Source organism: Micromonospora sp. NPDC002575, assembly GCF_042889525.1.
Taxonomy (GTDB): Bacteria; Actinomycetota; Actinomycetes; order Mycobacteriales; family Micromonosporaceae; genus Micromonospora; species Micromonospora carbonacea.
The window spans coordinates 50394-74994 of record NZ_JBIARA010000020.1 but is presented as its reverse complement, the minus strand read 5'-3'; the positions used below and the strand labels follow the sequence as shown (position 1 = coordinate 74994).

At 72.0% G+C, this 24601-nt stretch carries 18 protein-coding genes; 14 read left to right on the top strand and 4 right to left on the bottom strand.

The window, feature by feature from the left end:
- The first annotated feature begins 120 nt into the window (after positions 1-120).
- The 6 genes from ACFYWL_RS25395 to ACFYWL_RS25370 all read left to right on the top strand — a co-directional run bounded on the left by ACFYWL_RS25395 (position 121) and on the right by ACFYWL_RS25370 (position 6802).
- Positions 121-1419 (top strand): ABC transporter substrate-binding protein, encoded by a 1299-nt coding sequence (locus ACFYWL_RS25395; protein WP_386977292.1) that lies wholly within the window; start codon positions 121-123, stop codon positions 1417-1419.
- A 67-nt stretch (positions 1420-1486) separates the two neighbouring features.
- Positions 1487-2476 carry a carbohydrate ABC transporter permease gene (locus ACFYWL_RS25390; RefSeq protein ID WP_386977289.1) on the top strand — a complete coding sequence of 330 codons (990 nt, stop codon included), beginning with the start codon at positions 1487-1489 and terminating at the stop codon, positions 2474-2476.
- Complete coding sequence (locus tag ACFYWL_RS25385) at positions 2469-3308, top strand: carbohydrate ABC transporter permease (protein WP_386977286.1); 840 nt, start codon at positions 2469-2471, stop codon at positions 3306-3308. Before ACFYWL_RS25390 ends, ACFYWL_RS25385 begins: the two co-directional genes overlap by 8 nt.
- A gap of 11 nt (positions 3309-3319) precedes the next feature.
- The gene (locus tag ACFYWL_RS25380; RefSeq protein ID WP_386977283.1) at positions 3320-4720 is read left to right on the top strand and encodes a GH1 family beta-glucosidase; all 1401 of its coding nucleotides are present in this window, start codon (positions 3320-3322) and stop codon (positions 4718-4720) included.
- A 211-nt stretch (positions 4721-4931) separates the two neighbouring features.
- Positions 4932-5753 (top strand): SAM-dependent methyltransferase, encoded by an 822-nt coding sequence (locus ACFYWL_RS25375; protein WP_386977280.1) that lies wholly within the window; start codon positions 4932-4934, stop codon positions 5751-5753.
- A gap of 194 nt (positions 5754-5947) precedes the next feature.
- Entirely contained in the window at positions 5948-6802 is an 855-nt protein-coding gene (locus ACFYWL_RS25370; RefSeq protein WP_386977277.1) for a hypothetical protein, read from the top strand.
- A gap of 119 nt (positions 6803-6921) precedes the next feature.
- On the opposite strand, the gene ACFYWL_RS25365 is transcribed toward ACFYWL_RS25370, so the two are convergent.
- Entirely contained in the window at positions 6922-7488 is a 567-nt protein-coding gene (locus ACFYWL_RS25365) for a DUF4291 domain-containing protein (RefSeq protein WP_386977274.1), read from the bottom strand.
- Between the two features lie 89 nt (positions 7489-7577).
- Positions 7578-8204, bottom strand: a complete 627-nt coding sequence (locus ACFYWL_RS25360; protein WP_386977271.1) for a maleylpyruvate isomerase N-terminal domain-containing protein — start codon at positions 8202-8204, stop codon at positions 7578-7580.
- A 101-nt stretch (positions 8205-8305) separates the two neighbouring features.
- Between ACFYWL_RS25360 and ACFYWL_RS25355 the strand changes: the two genes are divergently transcribed.
- The gene (locus ACFYWL_RS25355) at positions 8306-9178 is read left to right on the top strand and encodes a hypothetical protein (RefSeq protein WP_386977268.1); all 873 of its coding nucleotides are present in this window, start codon (positions 8306-8308) and stop codon (positions 9176-9178) included.
- A 109-nt stretch (positions 9179-9287) separates the two neighbouring features.
- Here the strand turns inward: ACFYWL_RS25355 and ACFYWL_RS25350 are convergent, their stop codons facing one another.
- Together ACFYWL_RS25350 and ACFYWL_RS25345 are read right to left on the bottom strand one after the other, a co-directional pair.
- Positions 9288-11723, bottom strand: a complete 2436-nt coding sequence (locus tag ACFYWL_RS25350) for a M14 family metallopeptidase (RefSeq protein ID WP_386977265.1) — start codon at positions 11721-11723, stop codon at positions 9288-9290.
- Positions 11724-12112: 389 nt separating this feature from the next.
- Entirely contained in the window at positions 12113-13345 is a 1233-nt protein-coding gene (locus ACFYWL_RS25345; protein ID WP_386977262.1) for a PucR family transcriptional regulator, read from the bottom strand.
- A gap of 221 nt (positions 13346-13566) precedes the next feature.
- On the opposite strand from ACFYWL_RS25345, the gene ACFYWL_RS25340 reads away from it, so the two are divergent.
- From ACFYWL_RS25340 to ACFYWL_RS25310, 7 genes are all read left to right on the top strand, one after another.
- Positions 13567-14484, top strand: a complete 918-nt coding sequence (locus ACFYWL_RS25340; RefSeq protein WP_386977259.1) for a dihydrodipicolinate synthase family protein — start codon at positions 13567-13569, stop codon at positions 14482-14484.
- Positions 14485-14740: 256 nt separating this feature from the next.
- On the top strand, positions 14741-16786 hold the full coding sequence (locus ACFYWL_RS25335; protein ID WP_386977256.1) for a M6 family metalloprotease domain-containing protein: 2046 nt from the start codon (positions 14741-14743) through the stop codon (positions 16784-16786).
- Positions 16787-16862: 76 nt separating this feature from the next.
- Positions 16863-17315 (top strand): hypothetical protein, encoded by a 453-nt coding sequence (locus ACFYWL_RS25330; RefSeq protein WP_386977254.1) that lies wholly within the window; start codon positions 16863-16865, stop codon positions 17313-17315.
- Complete coding sequence (locus tag ACFYWL_RS25325) at positions 17312-17893, top strand: TlpA family protein disulfide reductase (RefSeq protein ID WP_386977251.1); 582 nt, start codon at positions 17312-17314, stop codon at positions 17891-17893. Before ACFYWL_RS25330 ends, ACFYWL_RS25325 begins: the two co-directional genes overlap by 4 nt.
- A gap of 424 nt (positions 17894-18317) precedes the next feature.
- Entirely contained in the window at positions 18318-19430 is a 1113-nt protein-coding gene (locus ACFYWL_RS25320) for a sugar phosphate isomerase/epimerase family protein (RefSeq protein ID WP_386977248.1), read from the top strand.
- Between the two features lie 395 nt (positions 19431-19825).
- Positions 19826-23044 carry a ThuA domain-containing protein gene (locus ACFYWL_RS25315; protein WP_386977245.1) on the top strand — a complete coding sequence of 1073 codons (3219 nt, stop codon included), beginning with the start codon at positions 19826-19828 and terminating at the stop codon, positions 23042-23044.
- A 239-nt stretch (positions 23045-23283) separates the two neighbouring features.
- Complete coding sequence (locus ACFYWL_RS25310) at positions 23284-24576, top strand: glycosyltransferase family 4 protein (protein WP_386977242.1); 1293 nt, start codon at positions 23284-23286, stop codon at positions 24574-24576.
- Positions 24577-24601 lie beyond the last annotated feature (25 nt).

The following is a 24601-nucleotide window of genomic DNA, read 5'->3' as shown; positions in this document are numbered from 1 at the left end:
CCTGACACGTTACGCAAACCTCCGGATCGACGGCCCCGGATCTCCGGCTGCCGGGCCCTCGCGCACGCCACCGCACCGACACACCCACCACCACCACCACCAGAACCGGAAGGGCCGATCGTGTCGAGACGACGCCTCGCGATAATCACCGCCGCCGTCCTGGCTGCTGCCTCGCTCACCGCCTGCGGCGGCTCGGACGACCCGTCCGGCGGGTCCGCCAGGACCCTCACCTACTGGGCCAGCAACCAGGGGGCGAGCCTGGAAGCCGACAAGCAGATCCTCCAGCCCGAGCTGGACCGGTTCGAACAGCAGACCGGCATCAAGGTCAACGTGGAGGTGGTGCCCTGGTCGGACCTGCTCAACCGGCTGCTCGCCGCCGCCACCTCCGGACAGGGCCCGGACGTGGTGAACATCGGCAACACCTGGTCGGCGTCGTTGCAGGCGACCGGGGCGATGGTCGAGTTCGACGACGCCACCCTGGCCAAGGTCGGCGGCAGGGACCGGTTCGTCCCGGCCGCGCTCGCCGCCGCCGGCGCCCCGGGCAAACCGCCCGCGGCGGTGCCGCTCTACAGCCTCGCCTACGCCCTCTACTACAACAAGAAGGCGTTCGCCGACGCCGGCATCACCACCCCGCCGGCCACCTGGGAACAGGTGGCCGAGGCCGGCCGGAAGCTGACCGGCGGCGGCCGGTGGGGCCTCGCCGTCGAGGGTGCCAACCCCTCGGAGAACGCCCACCACGCCTTCACCTTCAGCCAGCAGCACGGCGGCGAGTGGTTCGACTCCGCCGGCAAGCCGACCTTCGACACCCCGCAGAACGTCGCCGCGGTCAAGCGGTACGTCGACCTGATGGCCACCGACAAGATCATCAACCCGAGCAACGCCGAGTACGCGCAGAACCAGTCGGTGTCGGACTTCGCCAACGGCAAGGCGGCGATGCTGCTCTGGCAGGCCGCCGGGGCGAACCTCCAGTCCCAGAACATGGCCGCCGACGCGTACGGCGTGGCCCCCGTGCCGTTCCTGGCCGCCCCGCCGCCCGGCGGCAGGAAGGTCAACAGCATGGTCGCCGGGATCAACATCGCGGTGTTCAAGCACACCAGGAACCCCGACGCCGCCCTGGAGTTCGTGAAGTTCATGACCAGCGACGCCGAGCAGGTCACGCTCAACAAGACGTACGGCTCGCTGCCGCCGGTCACGACCGCCGCCAGCGATCCGGCGTTCGCCGCCCCCGAGCAGAAGGTGCTCCAGGAGACCCTCGCCGCCACCGCGGCCCCGCTGCCGCAGGTGCCCGACGAGAGCACCTTCGAGACGCTCGTCGGCACCGCCATCAAGGCACTCTTCGCCGACGCCGCCAGCGGCAAGCCGGTCACCGAGGAGAGCGTCCGACAGAAGCTGAGCCAGGCCCAGCAGCAGATGCGCTGACCCGCCGGACCGGTGGCCGTGGCGGGGACGCCGACCCCGCCACGGCCACCCCAGCGAGAGGACCACGATGGCCACCACCACCGTCCACGACGCCACCGGGCGGGACGGGCCGCCCCGGGCCGGGACGCCGGAGGACCGCCCCCGCCGCCCCCGTCGACCCCGCCGGTCGCTCCTGCCGTACCTGCTGCTCGCCCCGGCCGTCGTGCTGGAGCTGGCGATCCACGTCGTGCCGATGCTCGTCGGCGCCTGGATGAGCCTGCTGGAGCTGACCCAGTTCCACATCCGCGACTGGTCCACCGCCCCGTTCGTCGGCGCCGAGAACTACCGGGTGGTGCTCGACTTCGACTCCGCCGCCGGAGCCGCACTGCTGCACTCGTTCCAGGTGACCGTGCTCTACACGGTCTGCTCGGTCGGCCTCTCCTGGGTGCTCGGCACCACCGCCGCCGTGCTGCTGCAACGCCCGTTCCGCGGCCGGGGCCTGCTGCGCGCGCTCTTCCTCACCCCGTACGCCCTGCCGGTCTACACCGCCGTGATCACCTGGAGTTTCCTGTTCCAGCGCGACAACGGCCTGGTCAACCACGTGTTGGTCGACCAGTTGCACCTGCTCGGCGACCGGCCGTTCTGGCTGATCGGCGACAACAGCTTCGCCGCGTTGCTGATCGTGTCGATCTGGCGGTCCTGGCCGTTCGCCTTCCTGTGCGTCATGGCCGGCCTCCAGAACATCCCGGCCGACCTGTACGAGGCCGCCGCGATGGACGGCGCCGGCTTCTGGCGGCGGTTGCGCTCGGTGACCCTGCCCATGCTGCGTCCGGTCAACCTGGTGCTGCTGCTGGTGCTGTTCCTGTGGACCTTCAACGACTTCAACACCCCGTACGTCCTGTTCGGCGGCTCCGCGCCGGAGCAGGCCGACCTGGTCTCCATCCACATCTACCGCAGCTCCTTCAAGACCTGGGACTTCGGTTCCGGCTCCGCGATGTCGGTGGCGCTGCTGCTGTTCCTGCTCCTGGTCACCGCCGGGTACCTGCTGCTCACCAACCGCCGGAGGAACGATGCGTGAGACCACCGCCGAGCGCTGGGCTCGCCGGATCGTGTTGACCCTGCTCACGCTGTTCGTCCTCGTCCCGCTCTACGTGATGGTCAGTTCGGCGGTCAAACCGCTCCAGGACGTGCAGAACGCGTTCACCTGGTGGCCCCGCCGTCCCACCCTCGACGCGTTCGTGGACATGTGGTCGACCGTGCCGCTGGGCCGCTACCTGGTCAACAGCCTGGTCGTCTCCTCGGTGGCGGCGGTCCTGTCGGTGGCCGTGGCGATCTTCGCGGCGTTCGCGGTCAGCCGCTACCGGTTCCCCGGCCGGGGCCTGTTCTCGGTGACCGTCCTGTCCACCCAGATGTTCCCCGGCATCCTGTTCCTGCTGCCGCTGTTCCTGATCTACGTCAACCTGGGCAACGCCACCGGCATCCAGTTGTACGCCAGCCGCACCGGCCTGATCGTCACCTACCTCACCTTCTCGCTGCCGTTCTCGATCTGGATGCTGGTCGGCTACTTCGACTCCATCCCGCGCGGGCTCGACGAGGCCGCCCAGGTCGACGGCGCCGGCCCGCTCCGCACGCTGTTCCAGGTGGTGCTGCCGGCGGCAGTGCCCGGAGTGGTCGCGGTGACCGTGTACGCGTTCATGACCGCCTGGGGCGAGGTGCTGTTCGCCTCGGTGATGACCAACGAGGGCAGTCGGACCCTGGCCGTCGGCCTCCAGGGCTACTCCACCCAGTTCAACGTCTACTGGAACCAGGTGATGGCCGCCTCGCTGGTGGTCAGCATCCCCGTCGTCGCCGGGTTCCTGGCGTTGCAGCGCTACTTCGTCGCCGGCCTCACCGCCGGCGCGGTCAAGTGAACCCCGCCACCGTGTCCCGCGAGGAGAACCCCGACGTGCCCGACCTGTCCACGCTGCCAGCCGACTTCGTCTGGGGCGTCGCCACCGCCGCCTACCAGATCGAGGGCGCCGTCGCCGCCGACGGCCGGGCACCGTCGATCTGGGACACCTTCTGCCAGGTGCCCGGTGCCATCGACAACGGCGACGACGGCACCGTCGCCTGCGACCACTACCACCGGTGGCCGGAGGACGTGTCGCTGGCACGCGGCCTCGGCGTCGACGCGTACCGGTTCTCGGTGGCCTGGCCCCGGGTGCTGCCCGCCGGCGTCGGCCCGGTCAACCCCAGCGGGCTGGACTTCTACGACCGGCTGGTCGACGCGTTGCTGGCGGCCGGGATCCGGCCGTTCGTCACGCTCTACCACTGGGACCTGCCGCAGGCCCTCCAGGACCGGGGCGGCTGGCCGGAACGGGCCACCGCCGAGGCGTTCGCCGACTACGCCGCGGTCGTCGCCGCCCGCCTCGGCGACCGGGTCGCCGACTGGACCACCGTCAACGAGCCGCTCTGCGTGTCCTGGATCGGGCACCTGGAGGGCCGGATGGCACCGGGCGAGCGGGATCTCGCCCGCGCGGTGCGTACCTCCCACCACACCCTGCTCGGCCACGGCCTGGCCACCCTGGCGGTCCGTGCCAACGCCGCCCGCCGGGCCTCCGTCGGGGCGGTGCTCAACCTCAGCCCCTGCGAGCCCGCCACCGACCGTCCGGCGGACGTCGCCGCCGCCCGCCGGATGGACGGCCACGTCAACCGCTGGTGGCTGGACCCGCTGCACGGCCGCGGCTACCCCGCCGACATGCTCGCCACCTACCGGGTGGAACCGCCGGTACGCGGCGACGACCTCGCCGTGATCGCCACGCCGACCGACTTCCTCGGGATCAACTACTACTTCCGGCAGGTCGTCGTCGACGACCCGGAGGGCCCCCCGCCGTACGCCCGGCAGGTGCCGGTGCCGGGTGCGGTGCAGACCGCGATGGGCTGGGAGAACCATCCGGCCGGGCTGGAACGGCTGCTGGTCGCGGTGCACGAGGAGTACGCGCCGCCCCGGATCGTCGTCACCGAGAGCGGGTCGGCCTGGCCGGACCACGTCACCGCCGACGGCGCCGTGGAGGACCGGGAGCGCACCGACCACCTGGAGCGGCACCTGGCGGCCTGCGCCGCCGCCGTCGGCCGGGGCGTTCCCCTCGCCGGCTACTTCGTCTGGTCGCTGCTCGACAACTTCGAGTGGGCGTACGGCTACGACAAGCGGTTCGGCCTGGTGCACGTCGACTACCCCACCCAGCGGCGCACGGTAAAGGCGAGCGGGCTGCGGTACGCCGACCTGATCCGCGCACACCGGCAGCGCACCGGACCGGCGAGGACGGTCCCGGTACGCCGATGACGGGCCGACGGGGCCCGGGAGCCCCTGGGTGTCGCGCCGGGTGACGCCCAGGGGCCCGATCTCGCCACCTCCCCGCCACCGGTGGCGCTCGCCGCCGTGATCTTCTCACTGAGCTGCCGTACCCTGACGGATCCACGGTGGATCCGGGCACGGCGGGTGGCCGGTGTAGGGTCGCCTGCACGAGGGGCGGTACCGTCGTATGGAGGTATTGGTGGAGCGTCGTGGCGGGGATCCTCGCGGGATCGATCTGCGAACGGACCGGGCGCACGGCGCGCGAATCTACGACTACATCCTGGGCGGCAAGGACAACTTCGCCGCCGACCGCGAGGCCGGCGAGGGTTCGTTGCGGATCTGGCCCGCGTTGCGGGTCCACATGCAGGCGAACAGGTCCTTCATGCACCGGGTGGCGCGCTTCCTGGCCGTCGAGTGTGGAATCCGGCAGTTCCTCGACATCGGCACCGGGCTGCCGACCTCACCGAATCTCCACGAGATCGTGCAGTCGGTCGACCCGACCGCACGTGTGGTCTACACCGACAACGACCCGCTCGTGCTCGCGCACGCGCGTGCGCTCATGGTCGGGACGGCGCAGGGGCGCACGGCCTACGTGGCGGCGGACATGCGCGATCCCCAATCGATCATCTCCGCCCCGGAGTTCCTGCGGACCCTCGACCTGAGCCAGCCGGTGGGGCTGCTGCTGATCGCGATCGTGCACTTCATCGAGGACGACGCGGAAGCCCTGCGGGTCGTACGGCAGGTCCTGGACGTGCTGCCGGCGGGCAGCTACCTGGCGATGTCCATCGCGACCGACGAGTTCGACCCGGTCCCGCTGGCCGAGGTCCAGCGGCAGTACAACAGGCTCGGGGAGACCCTCGTCTTCCGCGACCGTGCCACGGCGCTGGGGTTCTTCGACGGCCTGGATCTGGTGGAGCCGGGGCTGGTCCAGGTCCACAAGTGGCGTCCGGACGGGTCCGAGGCTGCGGGAATCGCGGACCGGGACATCGCCATGTACGGGGCGGTCGCGCGTAAGGGTTAACCGGGGCCCGGCGAGAATGGCGTGCCGGGGCTCGCTGGGAGCGGCCCGGCTGGCGGGCCCCGGCTATTCTGGGCGCAGTCGTGAGGGGGCGCCGGGGCATGGACGACGCAGGTCGCATCGCAGACGCCGAAGTCGCTCCGCCCGATCCCCGTGGCGATCGGCCGCTCGGCCGGTCCGCCCGCCCGGTCGCCGCCATGCTTACGGCGGCCCTCATCCTGCTGGCATCGACGGCCACCTGGTACATCGATCGGCGGTCCGATTCGCTGGAGCAGCAGCAGCGTCAGGAGGAGCGGGCCCTGTTCGAACGGGTGTGCAACGACCCGGTTTCCGCCGCAGCCCTGGTGACCAACATGCCGGCCTTCGCCAGCAGTTGTCCGGCGGGGCTGCGGCACCTGCTGTCGATACCGGCCGACGAGGTCCGCCCGGGCCCGGCGTTGGTAGACGCCTACCTGGACCGGCTGTTCGTCCTGCTCGGCGCCCAGGTTCCCGGCGGGGACGTCGGGCCGTACCTCAGCGCGCTGCACCGCGACGGCGAACACGCCGCCGCGCTGCGCGCGGCGAATCGGGCGGTCCGGTCCTGCCAGGCGGTGCTGCCGACCGCCACGCCCACGCCGACGCCGACGCCGACGCCGGAAGCCTCCGGGCCGCCGCCGGGATTCTGGGACGACCCGCAGCGCATCGAGGTGCTCCCGCAACGTTCGACGGTGCGGGTGACCGCCGCGTCGGGCGGCGTCACGGTGATCGACGTCCGGGTGGTCGAGACGACCCCGTCCTGCCTGACCCGGACACCAGGGGAGGCCATGGTGCCGCGGTACACCGGCACCACCGCCCTGAGCCTGTCCTTCAGCCCCGGCACCGGCCCGAGCGGCCAACGGGTGTGGCTGCTCGACCACATCAACGCCTGCCCGGTGCACCCGGACCCCCTGGCCTCGGCCCCGATCGTCAGCGCCGATTCGATGTATCGGCGCAGATCGGTAAGGGTGGACGTGGCGGACTCACTCTTCGCCTACGCCGGGAGCACCTGCCCGTCGCCGACCAGCCCGCGGTGAGCGGTGGCAACCACGAGAAGGCCCCGGGGCACGCGCCCGCCTTCTCGCCCCGGACCGGCGACGAGCACGAGCACTCCTTCCGCAACCCGTGAACGCCCCGATCGTCGGGCAATCGGCTGTCATCTCCCCGCGGAGAGGAGGCCATCCAGTGTCCGTGGCAGTGGGTAGACGCGCTCTGCGGGAAACAGCCGCTGGGCCTTGGCGGCGTGCCCGGTCTGCACCAGTGCCGCGGCTTTGCGAACCTGGGGGGTCAGGTCGGTGAGGCCGACGATCCAGTCGTCGGTGAACGTGCGGATCAGCCGGCGGCCGATGCCGACCTGGATGCTGTAGTGGTTCAGGGCCGCGCCGCGCAGCGAGCGTTCCGGATCCCACTGGACATGTACGGCTGCCTCGGCCACGGTCGCCGGGTCGGCCGTCGTGAGCTCCGCCTGGGACAGCGCTTCTTCCCAGCCCTGCCGGGTCATCCGCACGGCGAGAATGCGCTCCTGACCGTGCTTGCGCGCCCAGTTGCTGCGGTGCATCAGCCACAGGAAGGAGGGCTTGATCCAGGTCATCCGGTGGAATGAGAACGGCGCAACGAAGCGGCCCGCCTGCAGCGCCGCGTCGGCGATGGCAGGCGAGTACGCCTGGTAGACCACGATGGTCTGCGCATCGTAGTCAGCGCGGATCTGGTACTGGGGTGCCATGCGACGCACCCTGCCATCCGCCCCGCTCGCCTCGCGAAACCTTTTCCCCACCGACCCCTGCTCGTCGAGCGAGCGGAGGACGCAGCCGCCTAGAAAGCCGCGATCGGATCAGTGGCACGTTCGCGGCGGGCCAGGGTGCGCATCACCGGAAGGAAGTCGTGACGGGCCACAGCAATGCGGGTGAGGCAGGCAATGACCGCGTCGGTGGCCTTGGCTGGCACCGACGGCGTGGGCACCTCCAGGCTGACGGCCAGGTCGTCGAGGTGGACGACGAGTTCCACGAGCCGGGTAAGCAGACACTGGTCGAGCGGCAGTACGCGGCCGAACACGCCGACAGGCAGGTCGAGCGGCATGGTCGGCAGCTGCGCTGCGAGCCGGGCGCGAGCGGCGTCAAACTCCTCGGCCAGGGCGACAGGCCCGCCGGCCGCCTCCTGCTCGCCCACCTCGCGGATCCGGCGTGGCACCGCATCCTCCAGATGCGGCGCCGGACCGGTGACAGACAGGAAGTAGGCGACAGCATCGATAGGCGTCCCGCCCGCCGGTGGCTGCTCGGCCAGCCAACGCTCGACGTTGAAGACCGCTCGGGCAAGATGCCCGGCCAGACCGCTGACCCGGAACTGGGCCAGCGCGCTGGGTTGCTCCCACCGTTCGGTCAGCACCGGCGAACGCAGCAGCCCGGACACGACCTCGGCCGTGTCGAGAAATGCGGAGATCACACCGGAAGGCTAGCGGCTGGCCCGGCCGACCCGTGCTCCCCCCGGACACCGACACGGCCGGGGAGATCGACCGACTGGCCCTCGGGCTCCATGATGGTGGGATGACAGCCGACGTGGCCCCCTGGCGGCATCCGCTCCTGCCCGTCCTCGCCGGTTCCCGAGCGGTCCTCGTCGGGCGGGACACCCCCGACCCCGACGCCGACCACGGCTTCGGTCACGGCCACGAGTCGGCGGTGGAGGCGACCAGGGCGTTGGCCCGTACCCTCGTCTCCCCGAACATCGGCACGCCCTTCCTCGAAGCGCACACCGAACAGCTCGTGCACGGGGAGTCTCCTGACGCGGTGATCGACGCCGTGCGCCGGGCCGCCGCGACGGCAACGGACACGTTGCTGTTCTCCTACGCCGCGACCGGCCCGGAACACTGGGAGACCTCCGAGGACGCGGAGCGGTGGACCGAGGAGCCGGGCAGCCGGCGGTCCGTGCTCGGCAGTGTCGCCGACCTGATGCGGGACAGTGCGGCCACCCGACTCGTCGTCCTGCTGGACTGCGGTTCCGCGCCGGCCGCCGCGCGGCACTTCACCGGGCCGGACACGCCGGCCGGGCACCGGCACGGTGCACAGTTGTCGCTGCTGGGCGCCGACCGGGTGATGCTGTTCGGCAGCGAGATCGACCCGTTCACGAGCACCCTCACCGGAGCGCTGCGCGCGGGGGTCGACGGCGGTCCCGAGGCCCTGGATCTGGCGGCGCTCGGCAACGCGGTGCAGGCCAAGTTCACCGAGCTGCGGTACCAGGTCGAGAACGAGTACATTCCGGGAGCGAAACCGTTGCTCCTCCACGGCGGCCACGAGGTGGCACTCGGCATCAATCGGGCCTTTCCGCCCGATGACCGCGACGTCGCCCTGCGATACCCGCCGCGCTATCCCGGCGCCTTCTTCCCCCACCCCGACGCCGTGCGCGAATCCGAAGGCTACTGAGCCGACGACGCCGGGTGGCGACGGGGTTCTGCCGCCGGCGGGCCACGGACGAGCGGGCTCGACCAGCGGGGGTCCGGCGGCGCGGACCCCCGCTGGCGTGCTCGGGACCTCAGCCGGTCGGCAGCGTCGCCCAGCCCCGGTTGAAGGTCTTGCTGTCCTCGTCCGGTCGGTAGTTGCGTTCGATGTTGCCGGCCGCGTCCACCGAGAACCAGTGGATCTTGGTGCCGGTCGGGACGGTCAGCGTCTCGGCCCCCTCCCGGATGCCCGCCGAGGCGTACAGGGTGGACTCGAACGTCGGTCGGCTGCCGTCGAGGGTGTAGAACACCGCCGCCGGCTCGCTGACGTCGAACCGGACGCTGACCGCGCCCTCGGTGGCGCTCGGCGTGACCGACAGGGTGCTGGTCGGGCGCTTCTTGTCCTTGTCGTAGTCCCGGGCCACCCGCAGCAGCTCGACCAGGCCGTTGCTGAACTCCATGGTCTCCTGGTGCGCCTCCTCCCAGGTGGGCTGGAAGCTGGTGCCGACCTCGAAGTTCCAGGCGTAGATGCCGTACTTGTACCAGAGCATGTCGCCGGAGTTGCCGGCCGCCGAGTACAGCACGTCGGAGATCGGGCCGGTCCGGGCCGGGGTGACCGCCATGTTGCGGTGCCGCTTGATCGCGGTGAGGATGCGCGACGACGCGCCCCAGAAGAACGACTCCTCGGCCAGCGTCGGCCGGGGTGCGGAGATCCGGCCCGGGGTGGCGTACGCGCCCGGCGACCACATGAAGTAGTTGCCGGAGGAGTGCAGGTTCATCGAGAACTTCATGTTCGGCCGCTGGGCCAGCCAGTCGACGTTGCGGTTCTCCGGCTCGGACAGCTCGCTCGGCCCGGCGTAGGTGTCGCTGGTGCAGCTCGCCGACGCCCCCGAGTAGCCGTCGAAGAGGCTGTACTCGGTGTAGTTGCGGTTGTTGTCCACGCCCCACGAGTTACGGGCCAGCGCGTCGGTGGCGCCGCCCGGCGCGCAGTGGTTGGTCATGTTGCGGCGCTGCGAGGCGTAGTCGTAGAACGAGTAGTGCCCGCCGTCCGGGTTGATCGACGGGACGATCCAGATGTCCAGGGTGCGCAGCAGCTGCTTGGTGTTCTCGTCGGTGGCGTGGTTGCGCAGCAGCCGCTCGGCGGTCTCGATGGTCACCAGCGGGGGGACCCACTCTCGAGCGTGCTCTTGAGCGTAGGCGAGCACCCCGGTGCGGGAGCCGTCGCGGTACTTGCCGATCCGGATGGCGTACACCGGGTGCGGGTCGCGGGAGACCCCGGCCGGCGCCTTCAGGTTGTCCGACAGCGGTGTCGGCGCGACCGGCGCGACCACCCCGGCGCCGGCGTCCCCCCGATAGGTGTACGCCTTGACCAGCGCACCCGCCTCGGCGGTCAGCGCCGCGGCGACCTGGGCGGCGGTGCTGGTCACCGCCCCGGCGGCGTCGGTGGCCAGGCTGACCCGGATGGCCTTGCCGGTCACCGTGACCGAGAGCGGCCGGTCGGCCGCGCCCGGGTCGGCCAGCTCGACGGTGATGTCGTTGCCGCCCTCGTGCCCCCAGGCGAGCGAGTCCACCGCGACCCGGGTGGCGTTGGTCCCACCGAGCACGACCTGCGCCTTACGCCGGTAGCCGTTGGTCTGGTACGGCAGCTTCACCACCTCGGCGAGCTGCGGGTAGGCGTCGGCCAGCCGCTTGATCCGGTCGTACAACTCGGTCGGGGTGAGGTAGCTGGTGACGAAGTCCTTCTGGTAGCCGGGGCCCTCCGGGCTGTCGGCCGGGATCGGCAGCCACTCCTTGACCTCGGCGATCGCCACGTCCCCGGAGGGGCTGGTGATCTGGATACGGTCCGGCCGGGCGGTGACGGCGGCGGCGCCCCGGTGGTAGAGGTAGACCCCGGCGTCGACGAACCGGGAGATGTTCTGGGTGCCGCCGGAGCCGATCTCGGTGCCGGGGCCGCTGTCCCGGGCCACGGTCAGCGCGCTGGTGGAGGTCTGCCCCTGGGCCCACTTCGCCTCGACCGAGAGCACCTGGTTGGTGCCGGAGGTGTAGTAGTCGGCCCGGATGATCTTCACGTCGGAGGTCGCGGCACTGCGCTCCAGGGTCGCCGTGTACGCCCGGTTCTCGGCCTGGTGGGCGGCGATCGTCGCCTCGCGCTCGCTGATCCGCTGCGCGGAGTCGGTGGCGTCGTGCAGCACGGCGCCGACCCGGTAGCCCATCCGCTTCAGCGCGGCGACCTCGGTCGGGGTGACCACGGCGTGCACCACGATGCCCGCCTCGGTGGGGGTGACGTGGTGGTCGAGGTCGACGCCGGTGGCGACCAGCGCGTCCAGCTGGGCGGTGCCGTCGACCGTCACCTCCACCACGTCGGTCTGCTCGTCGGCGGAACGTTCGAGCACGACCGGGGTGTCGGCCTCCCGGTCGGGCGGGGCGGCGGTGCCGGCGGTCGCCGGGCCGGCGAGCAGCAGCAACGCCACGCCGGCGGCCGTGGCGGCGGGTAGCCGCCGCCAGCGGCGGGGGAATGCGGAACGGGACATCTCGGGCCACCTTTCCTGGGGGTGCGAGACGGGCCGACGGCGCGCGGCAGCGCCCGCCGTCGGGCGGGTGTGCGAAACGGGGAGGTCGGACGCCGACAGCCGGGCGACGGTGGGCGACGGTGGGCGACCGAACACGACGTCCACCCGCCGACGACGGGGGACACGGGGGTGTCTCCCGGACGCGCGGAGGCGACGGACCGGCGCCGATCCGGTCTGCGTGACGGGCGGGGGCGTACCTGGTTACGGTAGGTCGTGGGGGCATTGCCGATCGGTGCGCCCATCCTGGCCGGGCCCGCTCGGATCTGTCAATGATCTGTGCGGCCGGACACGGGCTGTCACAGCGCGGCGGCGCGGGTGTCCTGTCCCGACGGTCGATCCGGCGGCGACGGTCAGGACGCCGACCGGTAGTGGCCGGTGAGCCGACCCAGCTTCATCGCCAGGTGCAGGCACAACCGTTCGTTGCCGTCCTTGAGGTCGGTGCCGGCGAGCTGCTCGACCCGTTGCAGCCGGTAGTAGAGGGTGGTCCGGTGCAGCCGCAGCTTCTCGGCGGTCGCGTGGGCGTTGCCGGCCAGGTCGAGGTACGCCTCCAGGGTCTCCAGCAGCACCTGGTGGGCGTCGTCGCGCAGGAGCCGCTCCAACCCGGGGTGCACCCCGGCGACGTCGAGGTGCCGGCCGTCGAGCTGGGACAGCACCCGGTAGATGCCCAGGCCGGCCCAGGAGACCACCCGGCCGAGCGCCGGCAGCTGCACCCCGACCCGGGCCGCCTGCACCGCCTCCCGGTAGGACTGCACCGCGTCGGCCAGCCCCGGGCGGGACTGGCCGATCCCGGTCACCGTCCGTTCCACCGAGGACAGCCCCCGGGTCGCCTGGCCCAGCGCCTCGTCGAGATGCTCGGCGGCGGCCTGCGGGGTGGGCTGGCCGGCGATCCGGCCGCCGCAGATCAGCAGCACCCCGTGGTCGGGCCAGACCATGTGCAGCGACTCCCGCACGCCGAGCCACCGCCGGGTCGCCACCAGCGACTGCTCCAGCGCGATCCGGGCCACCTCGTCGAGGTGCCGCCCGGCGGCGGGGACGAGCTGGGCCACCACGGCGGTGGTGGGGCCGTCACCGGCGACCGTGCCCTCCTCCAGCAGTGCCCGGACGGCGTGCGCGCGGGCCTGCGGGCTCTCCACCAGCAGCGTCCGGGTGGCCTCCGACTCCCGCTGCGAGGCCAGCTCGCCGAGCAGGTTCTCCCGGTAGAGGGCCAGCGACAGGTCGGTGAAGGCGCTGGTCGCGGTGGCGATGTCGGCGTCGGTCATCGACCCGTCGTCGTCGATGAACCAGACGAACCCGAGCAGCAGGTCGTCGTGCCAGATCGGCACGCAGACCCGGGGGAGCAGGTCGAGGTCGACGTCGGCCGGGGTGCGCACCGGCTCACGGGCGGTGAGCACGCCCATCCGGCGGAACCAGGCGATCACCTCGGGGGTGGTCTGCCGGCGCAGGATCGACATCCGGCGCACCTCGTCCATCGGCCCGTCGTGTTCGCTGTAGACGACCACCCGCTGCCGCCGGTCCTCGATGAGGGCGGGACGCCCCACCCGGGCGGCGACGGCATCGACTATGCGCTGAAGCTCACCGTGCATGGATCTCCCCTGGTTGGCTGCGCGGCAGGGGTGCGACAGCCGTGCCCTACCCTCTGCGGCCGGTGGCCCTGCGCGCAAGGCCCACCGGGGATCTACCGACAAAAGGACGGCCCCCATGGCGACTGTTCCGGCAATTGTCCGAAGCGCCGCCGTGATCGCCGATCGTAAGGTTCCGGGTGCGGTGGGCAGCGGGCCGCCGGCGCGCAGGAGGGAACGCCCGAGTGACAGCTGGTAGGCCCTGGCGGGGGGTGCTGGTCGCCATCACCACGCCGTTCCGCGACGACCTCGGCGTCGACTTCGACCGGCTCCAGGAGCACGTGCGCTGGCTGGCCGAGGCGGGGTGTAACGGGGTGACCCCGTGTGCGTCGGTGGGGGAGTACCGGGCCCTGTCCGACGACGAGCGGGCCGACGTGGTGCGGGCGACGGTGCAGGCCGCGCCGCCCGGCTGCGCGGTGCTGCCCGGCGTCGGCGGGTACGGCAGCCGGCAGTCCCGCCGCTGGGCGGAGCAGGCCGCCGCCGCCGGGGCCCACGGGGTGCTCGCCCCACCCCCGGACGGCTACCCCGCCGGCGACGCCGACGTGGTCGCCCACTACCGGGAGGTGACCGCCGTCGGCCTGCCGGTGGTGGCCCACAACGACCCGTACGACACCCGGGTGGACCTCACGCCGGAGCTGCTCGCCCGGGTCGCCGAGACCGACGGGATCGTCGCGGTCGAGGAGTTCTCCGGTGACGTCCGGCGGGTGCACCGGATCCGGGACCTCTGCCCGCACGTGGATGTGCTGGCCGGCGCGGACGACGTGCTGCTGGAACTCGTGTTGTGCGGGGCCCGGGGCTGGGTCGCCGGCCTGTGCAACGCGCTGCCCCGGCAGGCCCTGCGCCTCTATGACCTCTGCGCCGCCGGTGACCTGGCCCGCGCGTTGCCGCTCTACGCCGAGCTGCACCCGGCGTTCGGCTGGGGCTCCCGGCCGGAGGCGGTGCAGGCGATCAAGCTGGCGATGGACTGTGCCGGGCGCTTCGGTGGACGGTGCCGCCCGCCGCGCGGCCCGCTGCCGCCGCCGGTCGCCGCCCGGCTGCGCCGGGACCTGGTCCGGGCCCTGTCGGTCACCGTCGATCCGCTCGCCGACGGCCGTCCCCGCTGATCCGTCCGGGCCGCTCCGGGCGGTGCCCGGGGCGCACCGCCGGGCCGGGCCGATCGGTCCGGGCCGGGGGCCCCGGCCGGATGCCGGTCCTTCAGGTGTCGGAAGCCGCGGGTTCACCTGCCGACATCTGCACGGTGACCTGCCCCGGCCCGTCCTCCTAGATTCGCTGCGCGGCCCGGTGCACGGCTGTCCCGGCAGCCACCCCCCGGGACACCGGTCACCGGCGGCCGCGTCCCTCCCGACGAGAGGCGAACCCGTGCACCGTGCTCCCCGCTACACCCCCCGACTGCGGCGTCGCGTGCTGGCCGCGGTCCTGGCCGGCACGCTCGCGGCGACCGCCGCGACGCAGGCCGCCGCTGCCCCGGCCAATCCGGCCGGCGGCACCGCGCCGTTCCAGGTCCTCGACCCGCAGGTCTGGCAGAACCCCGACACCATGACCTGGGACGACTACCAGGCGGTTCCCGGCAAGAACTGGGCCGATCCGAGTGTGCGGGGCTCGATCCGCAACTTCAAGATCGCCCTGGTCGCGCTCGACTATCCCGACCAGACGTTCGCGGTGTCCCAGCGGGCCCGCTCCACGGTCTTCGGCAACCCCCAGTCGGTCGCGGCCAACATCCCCCGCGCCGACGTGCCGAAGTTCTACCAGGACTTCCTCAACACCCCGAACACCCTGAACAAGGGGCACACCCTGCACGAGTACTGGATGCAGGACTCCAACGGGCGCTACGGCGTGGACCTGGCCGGGTTCGGGCCCTACCAGCTCCCGGCGAAGTCCTACCAGTACGGGCTGGACAACAGCTTCAACCCCGGCGCCTGCCCGAGCGGGGAGACCTGCAACAAGAACATCCGCACCGACGGGCTGGGCGCCTGGCGGGCGGCGGTCGGTGACGAGGTCGCCAACCAGTACGAGCTGGTCTTCATCCTCAGCGCCGGGCAGGACGAGTCGTCCACCTGGCAGGAGTTCGGGCAGATGATCTTCCAGAACAAGGAGGACGTGCCGGACGCCTGGGGCCCGCCGGACCCGAACCTGCCGAACTGGGCCAAGACCCGCTACGTGGAGTGGACCTCCTGGAAGGCGGCGGCGACGTTGTGGCCCAACGCCGGTAGCGGCTCCTCCACGCAGGGGGAAAGCTCCGGCATGGGGGTGTACGCCCACGAGCTGACCCACCTGCTCGGCATCGGCGACAACTACAACAACCCGTACGGCGAGCCGTTACGGAGGGCGTACACCGGCATCTGGAGCATGATGTCGCGCGGTTCGTTCAACGGACCCGGCGGCCCGCACACCCGCTGGCAGATCCCGCCGACCAACGGCGGTTCGATGGGGTCGCTGCACACGGTGCGGGACAAGCTCAAGATCGGCCTGCTCGGTGAGGAGCACGTGCTGCGGCTGTCCCGGGAGGCGCTGGCCTCCTCGGGCCTGGTCGTCGCCCAGGTGACCGCCCGTGCGGTCGACGCCGGCCCGAAGGGGCTGACCGGCGTGAACATCGCCCTGAACAAGGACCTCTCGCCGGCCTGCACGGTCGCCACGAACCCGCTGTGCGACGGCGGGAACTTCAACAACTACACCGTCGAGGTCGTCGACCGGATGGGGGCGGACTCGTTCACCCCGGACCGGGGCGTGCTGCTGAGCAAGACCAAGAACGCCGACAGCGCCCCGTTCCAGTGGGTGGTGGACGCCAACCCGCAGGACATCGACATGATCGACTTCTACCGGCCGGACGGCACCCCGCAGAAGATCACCATGGGCGACTACCGGCAGCTCTCCGACGCGCTGTTCCACGCCGGGGCGGACACCGGCAGCCAGTACGAGTACGTCGACGAGGCCAACCGGCTGCACTTCTATATCATCGACCTCAAGCGGGACGCGGCCGGCTCGCTGTCGTACACGGTGGCGGTGCGGTCGCTGGACGGCACCGGGGGGCCGAGCACGCACGGCGTGACCCTGGGCAAGGGTGAGGTGACCAGCACCGGCAAGCCCACCAACCGGGGCGTGACCTGCTCGTTCGAGCTGACCAACAGCGGCACGTACTCCGCCGGTGGGCAGCAGCACCCGGAGGACGCGACCGCGTACCTGAAGTCGGACGTCTACCGGCTCTCGGCGGAGGTGGCCGGCAAGGGCTGGCGGACCTGGCTGCCCAACCCGCTGGCGACCGCCCAGTTCGGCAAGTCCACCACCGTCCGGGTGTCGGTGGGCGCCACCGCCGCCGCGGCGGACACCGGCTTCGTCAAGCTCACCGCGACCTCGGAGAGCGACCCGTCGAAGACGGTGACCAAGCAGTGCCGGGTGGAGAAGTCCTGACCGGATTCGACCGACGCCGTGGGTCCGTGGTGGCGCAGGCCGCCACGGACCCACGGCACGGGTGGGAGGAGACCACGTGCGGCTGACCACGAGCGCCCGCCGCGGCGTCGGCGCGCTGGCGATCCTGCTGCTGGCCGGGGCCGCCGGCTGCGGCGGCCCCGACGCCGGACCGGAGGCGGTCACCCCGACCACCGTCCGGGTGCTGGTCCGCGACATCAACATCCGGGCCGAGGGCGTGGACTGCGCCGGCACCGGCCCGTACCTCTACTTTCACCACCGGGCGCCGTTCCGGCTGCTCGACCCGGACGGCGCGGCCCTGGTCACCGGGAAGCTGCCGGCGGGCACGGCGGTGGCCGCCTTTGCCGAGGACCTCGGGGTGGAGCGGGTGCCGACCTACTGCGAGTTCGCGGTGCCGGTGCAGGTGCCGCAGCGGGCCGGGTACCGGCTGGAGGTGGCCGGCCGGCCCGCGCTCGACCTGACCCCGGACACCAGCGAGGGTCCCGCGCTGGTGGCGGTGGTGCCGGCGTGAGGCGGCGGCTGCTCGCGCCGCTGCTGGCGGTGCTGGTGCTGGCCGGCTGCACCGCCCGGCCGGCTGCCGAGCCCGCACCGGCGCTCGCCGGTGGCGCGTCGACGTTGCCCGGCCCGGTGCCCGCCGACCTGGCGTTGCGCCCGCCGCCCGGCACTGCGCCGGCCGCCCCCGCGTTCACCGGTGGGCTGACCGACGGCACCCCGCTCACCGCGGCCCGGCTCTGGGCCGACCGGCCGGTGGTGTTCACCTTCTTCAGCTCCTGGTGCACCACCTGCGCCGAGCGGCAGGACGCGCTGAGCGAGCTGGCCCGCCGCCACCGGGACCGGGTGGTCTTCGTCGGGGTGGCGGGCGCCGACCAGGCCGACGAGTTGCAGGACTACCTGCGTGCGCACCGGGTGGAGTATCCCGTCGTCGTGGACGAGCAGCAGACGATCTGGCGGTCGTACGCGGTGCGGGAGCCACCGGCCGTCGTGCTGGTCGCCAAGGGCGGCGCGTTGCTGCGCGGGTGGCCCGGCGGGCTGGACGCGGCGGCGCTGGAGCAGCGGCTCGGGGAACTGGTGCTGGCCGGCTCCGGGTAGCCGACCCCGGTGGTGACGGCCGGCCCCCGCCGGCCGGTGCGGGCGCGGCGTCGAATCGACGGGAGATCGACGCCGCGCCCTGCGGCGTGCCCGGGTCCTGCGGGCCCGTCGCGGCCGGTGTTCGCGCTGGTGGGGGTCGGTGGATCGACGGGGGAGGCCGGTGCGGGCGACCGTCCGGCCGCTCCTCGCCGACCATCGGTAACTTCTGTTCGTACGAACAAAAGTTTCTCCGTTCAAGGTCTATCTTTAGCCGTCTGCCACCGTTAGTGTCCGGTTCACGGACGTAACACGGTTGACATCACCCCTTGATCGACCAGTCACTCACCGGGCCACGCGTATTCGGCGGCGCAGGTCCCTCGACCCTCCTAGCAGGACTTCGCACGCCTCCACGGCCCGCAGGGGCCGCTTTCGAAAGGTGGAATTTGTGAACGAGGATCAGCGCCGTATGGCCTCCGACCCCCAGTACCGCGCCCAGGTCACCCGCCGTCGGCTGCTGGCCGCGTCGGCCGGCGCCGCCGCCGTGCTCGGCGCGGCCGGCCTGCCGGTGCTCCAGACCAAGGGGCCCGCCCGCGCGGACGGCAAGTGGCGGGTCGACCCGCTCATCCCGGCGCAGAACCGGGGCATCATCCTCTACAGCGTCCGGGACCGGATCTCCGCCGCCCCGGACGACAGCGGCGTGCCCTACGGCTTCGAGCGGGTGCTCGCCAGCCTGGCCGAGATGGGCTACAAGGAGATCGAGTTCGCCGGCTACAACCAGCACACCTCGATCCTGGGCCGGCAGATCACCCCGACCGAGATCCGCAAGATCCTGGACGACAACGGGCTGGTCGCCAACGGCACCCACACGTCGATCAACGCGGCCACCTTCCAGCAGCAGCTGGACATCGCCGAGGAACTCGGCATGAAGAACATCGGCACCGGCAGCGACCCGACCAACAGCGCCTACCAGTCCGACTGGGACGCCGCGGCCGACCTGTGGAACGAGCTCGGCCGGCAGGCCAAGGAGCGCAAGATGCGCCTCTACACCCACAACCACGACGTGGCCTACTCGTTCCTGCTCGACAGCGGCCCGCTGGACGCCAACGGCCGGCCGACCCGCTCCTCCGGCGTGCGCCGGCTGGAGTACTTCTTCGCCAAGACCGACCCGAAGTACGTCTTCTTCGAGTGCGACATCTACTGGGCGTACGTGGCCCGGCACAAGCACACCAAGTACATCAACTCGGCCGGCCAGGAGAAGACCTCGCTGTTCGACCCGATCCTGAACGTGGCCCGGCGCACCAAGCGGTTCCCGCTGTTCCACGCCAAGGACGGCAACCGCAACACCGCGCTGGCCAACGGCTACGAGATGATCCCGCTCGGTGAGGGCGACATCAACTTCCAGCAGTTCTTCCAGACCATCGGCGAGTCCGACTTCCACCACGCCAACTGGGAGATGGACACCGCCCCCGGCGGCACCGCCAACCCGGGCCAGTCGCTGGACTTCGCCCGGCTCAGCTACGCCAACATGGCCGACCTGACCATCTACAACAAGGACTGACCCGCCCGACGGCCGGCCGCCGGCCGTAGCTGGGCACCGACCGGCGGTCGCACCACCGCCGGCGGCCCGGGTGGCGGGTCGCGTCCCCCCGACGCGACCGCCACCTGCCGGGCCCCGCCCCGACCGTCCGCGCCGCCCGGCGGCCCCGGACGGCGACCGGGCGCACCGCCCCCCGTAGCCCGTCACCTTTCCGACCCGTGACCCCGGGCCGCGCTGCCGCGCGCCCCCGGCACGGGCCGGGGCCGTACGCAGCTCCCCGGTCGGCGAACCACCCGGGGGCGGGACGGCGTCGTCCCGTCCCCGCCGGAGAGCGAGACGCAGCAACACACCACCCGGGTGGCCCCGGCGTCCCGCCCGGAGCAGGTAGCACATCGTCCCCCCACCGGAGGAACCAGATGGCAAGATCGGTACACCGATGGCTCGCCGCGATCGCAGGGGTCGGGATCGTCGTCCCGCTCACCGCGACCGCCCCGGCGTTGGCCCAGCCGGCCCAGGACAAGACCAGCGTCCTGGTGTTCACCAAGACCGACGGTGAGCGCCACCCGTCGATCGACAAGGGCGTCAACGCGATCCGCACCCTGGGCAACGGCAACGGCTTCACCGTCGACGTCACCCAGAACTCGACCGCGTTCTCCGACGACAACCTGGCCAGCTACGGCGCGGTCGTCTTCCTCAACACCACCGGCGACGTGCTCAACAGCAGCCAGGAGGCGGCCTTCGAGCGCTACATCCGCAACGGCGGTGGCTACCTCGGCGTGCACGCCGCGGTCGAGGCCGAACCGTCCTGGACGTTCTACCGCGACATCGTCGGCACCACCGCCGCCGGCACCGCGTCGAGCGGGCCGGCGAGCATCGACGTGGCCGACCGGGCGCACCCGGCGAGCAAGCCGCTCGCCCGGCAGATCAGCCTGAACGACCAGTGGTACAACTTCACCACCAACGTCCGGGGCACCGCGCACGTGCTGGCCACGGTGGACGAGAAGACGTTCACCGGCGGCACCATGGGCTACGACCACCCGATCTCCTGGTGCAAGGACTTCCAGGGCGGCCGGTCGTTCTACACCGGGCTCGGCGACTCCGCCGACACGTACGCCAACGGCGTGTTCCGCAAGCACCTGCTCGGCGCGATCCAGTGGTCGGCCGGCATGGTCGAGGGGGACTGCGGCGCGACGGTCAAGGCCAACTACGAGAAGGTCATCCTCAACGACGAGCCGGGCGAGCCGATGACCCTGTCGGTGCTGCCCGACGGTCGGGTGCTGCACAACACCCGGGCCGGTGAGATCCGGCTCTACGACCCGAAGACCGGCGCCAGCCCGGTGATCACCACCATCCCCGTCTACCAGCACGACGAGGACGGGCTCCAGTCGGTCACCATCGGGCCGGACTTCGCCACCGACAAGTGGGTCTACGCCTACTACGCGCCGAAGCTCGACACCCCCACCACGGACGCGCCGGCGACCAGCAACGACCCGACCGCGTGGGACGTCTACAAGGGCCACAACCAGCTCTCCCGGTTCAAGTTCGTGGAGGAGCCGACCCCGCACCTGGACCTGGCCAGCGAGCAGAAGATCATGAAGGTCGACACCGACCGGGGCATCTGCTGCCACGTCGCCGGTGAGATCAAGTTCGACGGCAAGGGGCTGCTCTACCTGGTCACCGGTGACGACACCAACGCCGGCGGCTCGGACGGCTTCACCCCGATCAACGAGTCGCCGACCCAGGGGCCGGGCTACGACGCCCAGCGTTCCGCCGGCAACACCAACGACCTGCGGGGCAAGGTGCTGCGGATCAAGGTGAAGGCGGACGGGTCGTACAGCATCCCGGCCGGCAACCTCTTCCCCGAGGCCGAGGACCGCGACGACCAGACCCGCCCGGAGATCTTCCTGATGGGTCTGCGCAACCCGTTCCGTTTCGACGTGGACTCCCGTGGCTTCGTCTACATCGGCGACTACTCGCCGGACTCGCAGGTGCCGAACCCGGCCCGGGGGCCGGAGGGCACCGGCCGGTGGATCGCCACCAACAAGGCCGGCAACTTCGGCTGGCCGTACTGCTACTCGCCGACGCTGCCGTACATCGACTACGACTTCGTGACCAAGCAGTCCAAGGGCGCGTTCAACTGCGCCGCGCCGGTGAACGACTCGCCGCGCAACACCGGCCGTCGGGTCCTCCCGCCGGTGCAGGACCCGCAGCTCAACTACACCTTCCGGGCCACCACCACCTGCGCCGAGGCGTACCTGGCCACCCCGGCCGGCACCTGTGAGTTCAAGTGGCCGGTGCTCGGCACCGGTGGCGTCGGCCCGATGGGCGGCCCGGTCTACAAGTACGACGCCGCGCTGGACTCCGAGACCAAGTTCCCGGAGTACTACCACGACGCGGTGGTCTTCGGGGAGTTCACCCGGGACAAGATCTTCATGATGCGCACCAACGGCAGCGGCAAGCTGGTCGGGGTGGAGCAGTTCCTGCCGGGCTTCGTCTTCGACAACCCGATGGACATGGAGTTCGGCCCGGACGGCAACCTCTACCTGCTGGAGTACGGCGACGGCTTCTTCCGGGCCAACCCGGACGCCGCGCTGTCGGTGATCCGCTACGCCAAGGGCACCCGCGCGCCGGTGGCCGAGCTGAAGGCCAGCCCGACCTCCGGCCAGGCGCCGCTGACCGTGCAGTTCTCCGCCGAGGGCTCCTACGACGCGGACCCGGGTGAGACCATCACCTACGCCTGGGACTTCGACGGCAACGGCACCACCGACTCGACCGAGCGGGACGCGTCGCACACCTACACCACCAACGGGGTCTTCACCGCCAAGCTGACGGTCACCGACTCCAGCGGCAAGACGGCGGTGCTCACCCGCGAGATCACGGTGGGCAACACCGCGCCCACCGTGAAGGTCACCTCGCCGCTGTCCGGCACCTTCTTCAACTGGGGTGACACCGTGCCGTGGACGGTCACCGTGACCGACCCCGAGGACGGCCCGATCGACTGCAGCCGGGTCACGGTCTCGTTCGTGCTGGGCCACGACACCCACGGCCACGGCATGAGTGACGCCAACGGCTGCTCCGGCTCCTTCGAGACCCCGGCCGACGGCGCCGACCACGCCGGTGGCTACCTGTACGGCGCGATCAGCGCCACCTACACCGACACGGGCGCCAACGGCCAGCCGGCGCTGTCCTCCCTCGACCAGGTGGTCCTGCAGACCTTCCGGCAGCAGGCCGAGTTCGCCCAGGTGCAGCAGGGCGTCACCCTGGCGACCACCACCGACGCCGGTGGCGGCCAGCACGTGGCCGGCATCGACAACGGCGACCACATCGCGCTCGACCCGATCAACCTGGGCGGGATCGACAAGATCACCTTCCGGTACGCCGGTGGCTCCACGGCCACCGCCGGAACCCCGCGCGGCATCGTCGAGCTGCGGCTCGACTCGCCGACCGGTGAGCTGGTGACCAGCGCGACGCTCAACGCGACCACCGGCACCAGCGCCTGGGCCAGCCAGACCTTCCCGGTCAGCCAGGCGGCCGGCACGCACGCGCTCTACCTGGTCTTCAAGCCCGTCTCCGGCGGACCCACGACCAGCCTGTTCAACCTCAACTGGGTGGAGTTCGGCGGCCCGGCCTCCTGACGTCACCACCCGGACGCCGGGAGGACGGAGACTCCGTCCTCCCGGCGTCGTACCGGCACCGGGGCGGCCACCGGCGCCCGGTCGGGCGGCACCCGCAGGTGCCCGACCCGGCCGGTGACGTCGGTGGCCGGCCAGGTCTGACTGACCGGCCAGTGGCCGGCCGGCCGTCGATGATCTAGCGTCCCGTGCGCCCGGGGCCACGCCACCGCCCCGGCACGTAGCGAGAACGAGGGGGGACCGTGCCGTTCCGTAACGATGCCACCCATCGGGGGGAGCAGCCCCGCCCCGACGGCCCGGGGCCGGGCGTGACCTGCCCGCCGGGCTGGCGTCCCCTGCGGGTGGCGATGATCGGCCAGAAGGGCGTGCCGGCCACCTACGGGGGGATCGAACGGCACGTCGAGGAGATGGCCAGCCGGCTGGCCGGTCTCGGCCACGAGGTGACCGTCTACTGCCGGGACAGCTACGGCGCGGTCGAGGAGACCCGGCACCGGGGCATCCGGTTACGGCGGGCCCGCACCGTGCCCAGCAAGCACCTCGACGCCATCGTGCACTCGGCCACCTCCACCCTGGCGGCGCTGACCGAGCGCCCCGACATCGTGCACTACCACGGCCTCGGCCCGGTGCTGACCGCGCCGCTGGCCCGGTACGCCTCCCGGGCCCGGGTGGTGCTCACCGTGCACGGGCTGGACAACCAGCGCGACAAGTGGGGCCGGGGGGCGCGGGCCGTGCTCGGCACCGCGTACCGGCTCAGCGGGCACCTGCCCGACGCCCGGGTGACCGTGTCGCGGGGCCTGGCCGCGCACTACGCCAGCCGGTTCGGCCGGCCCGCCCGCTACATCCCCAACGGCGTGGTCGCCCCCACCCACCTGCCGCCCCGGGAACTGTCCCGCTTCGGGCTGCGCCCCGGCAACTACCTGCTGCTGGTCGGCCGGCTCGTCCCGGAGAAGGCCGCCGACCTGCTCGTGCGGGCGTTCCGTCAGATGCCGACCGACCTGCGGCTGGCCATCGTCGGCGGTTCGGCCTTCACCGACGGGTACGTCGCCCAGCTCCGCGCCGCCGCCGGTGACGACCCGCGCATCGTGTTCACCGACTTCGTCTACGGCGACGCGCTGGCCGAGCTGTACTCGCACGCGGCGGCCTTCGTGCAGCCGTCCCGCCTGGAGGGGCTGCCGCTGACCGTGCTGGAGGCCGCCTCGTACGGCCTGCCGGTGGTGGCCAGCGACATCGAACCCCACCGCGAGGTGCTCGACCGCGACGGCCCGGGGCAGCGGCTGTTCCGCGACGGCGACGTCGACGACCTGCGCCGGGCGCTGCGCACGGTGACCGCCGACCTGCCTGCCGAACGGGCCGGCGCCGCGCTGCTGCGGGACCGGGTGCTCGCCGAGTACAGCTGGGACGCCGCCGCCCGTGAGCTGGAGGAACTCTACTTCTCGCTGGCTCTGCGCGCCCCCCGCCGCAGGGAACCGGACGTTGGGTCGCCCACGGTCGGCGTAACGGCCCATGTCCCCCGGTCTCGGCGACCGTTAGATTAGGCCGTTCTTCCGGCCGTCGGCGGCG

Excerpts from the sequence above, each read along its gene's own strand:
- ACFYWL_RS25365 (WP_386977274.1), bottom strand. The coding sequence starts at position 7,488 with ATGGCACCCCAGTACCAGATCCGCGCTGACTACGATGCGCAGACCATC.
- ACFYWL_RS25370 (WP_386977277.1), top strand. The coding sequence starts at position 5,948 with ATGCTTACGGCGGCCCTCATCCTGCTGGCATCGACGGCCACCTGGTAC.
- ACFYWL_RS25315 (WP_386977245.1), top strand. The coding sequence starts at position 19,826 with ATGGCAAGATCGGTACACCGATGGCTCGCCGCGATCGCAGGGGTCGGG.
- ACFYWL_RS25390 (WP_386977289.1), top strand. The coding sequence starts at position 1,487 with ATGGCCACCACCACCGTCCACGACGCCACCGGGCGGGACGGGCCGCCC.
- ACFYWL_RS25345 (WP_386977262.1), bottom strand. The coding sequence starts at position 13,345 with ATGCACGGTGAGCTTCAGCGCATAGTCGATGCCGTCGCCGCCCGGGTG.
- ACFYWL_RS25350 (WP_386977265.1), bottom strand. The coding sequence starts at position 11,723 with ATGTCCCGTTCCGCATTCCCCCGCCGCTGGCGGCGGCTACCCGCCGCC.
- ACFYWL_RS25355 (WP_386977268.1), top strand. The coding sequence starts at position 8,306 with ATGACAGCCGACGTGGCCCCCTGGCGGCATCCGCTCCTGCCCGTCCTC.
- ACFYWL_RS25385 (WP_386977286.1), top strand. The coding sequence starts at position 2,469 with ATGCGTGAGACCACCGCCGAGCGCTGGGCTCGCCGGATCGTGTTGACC.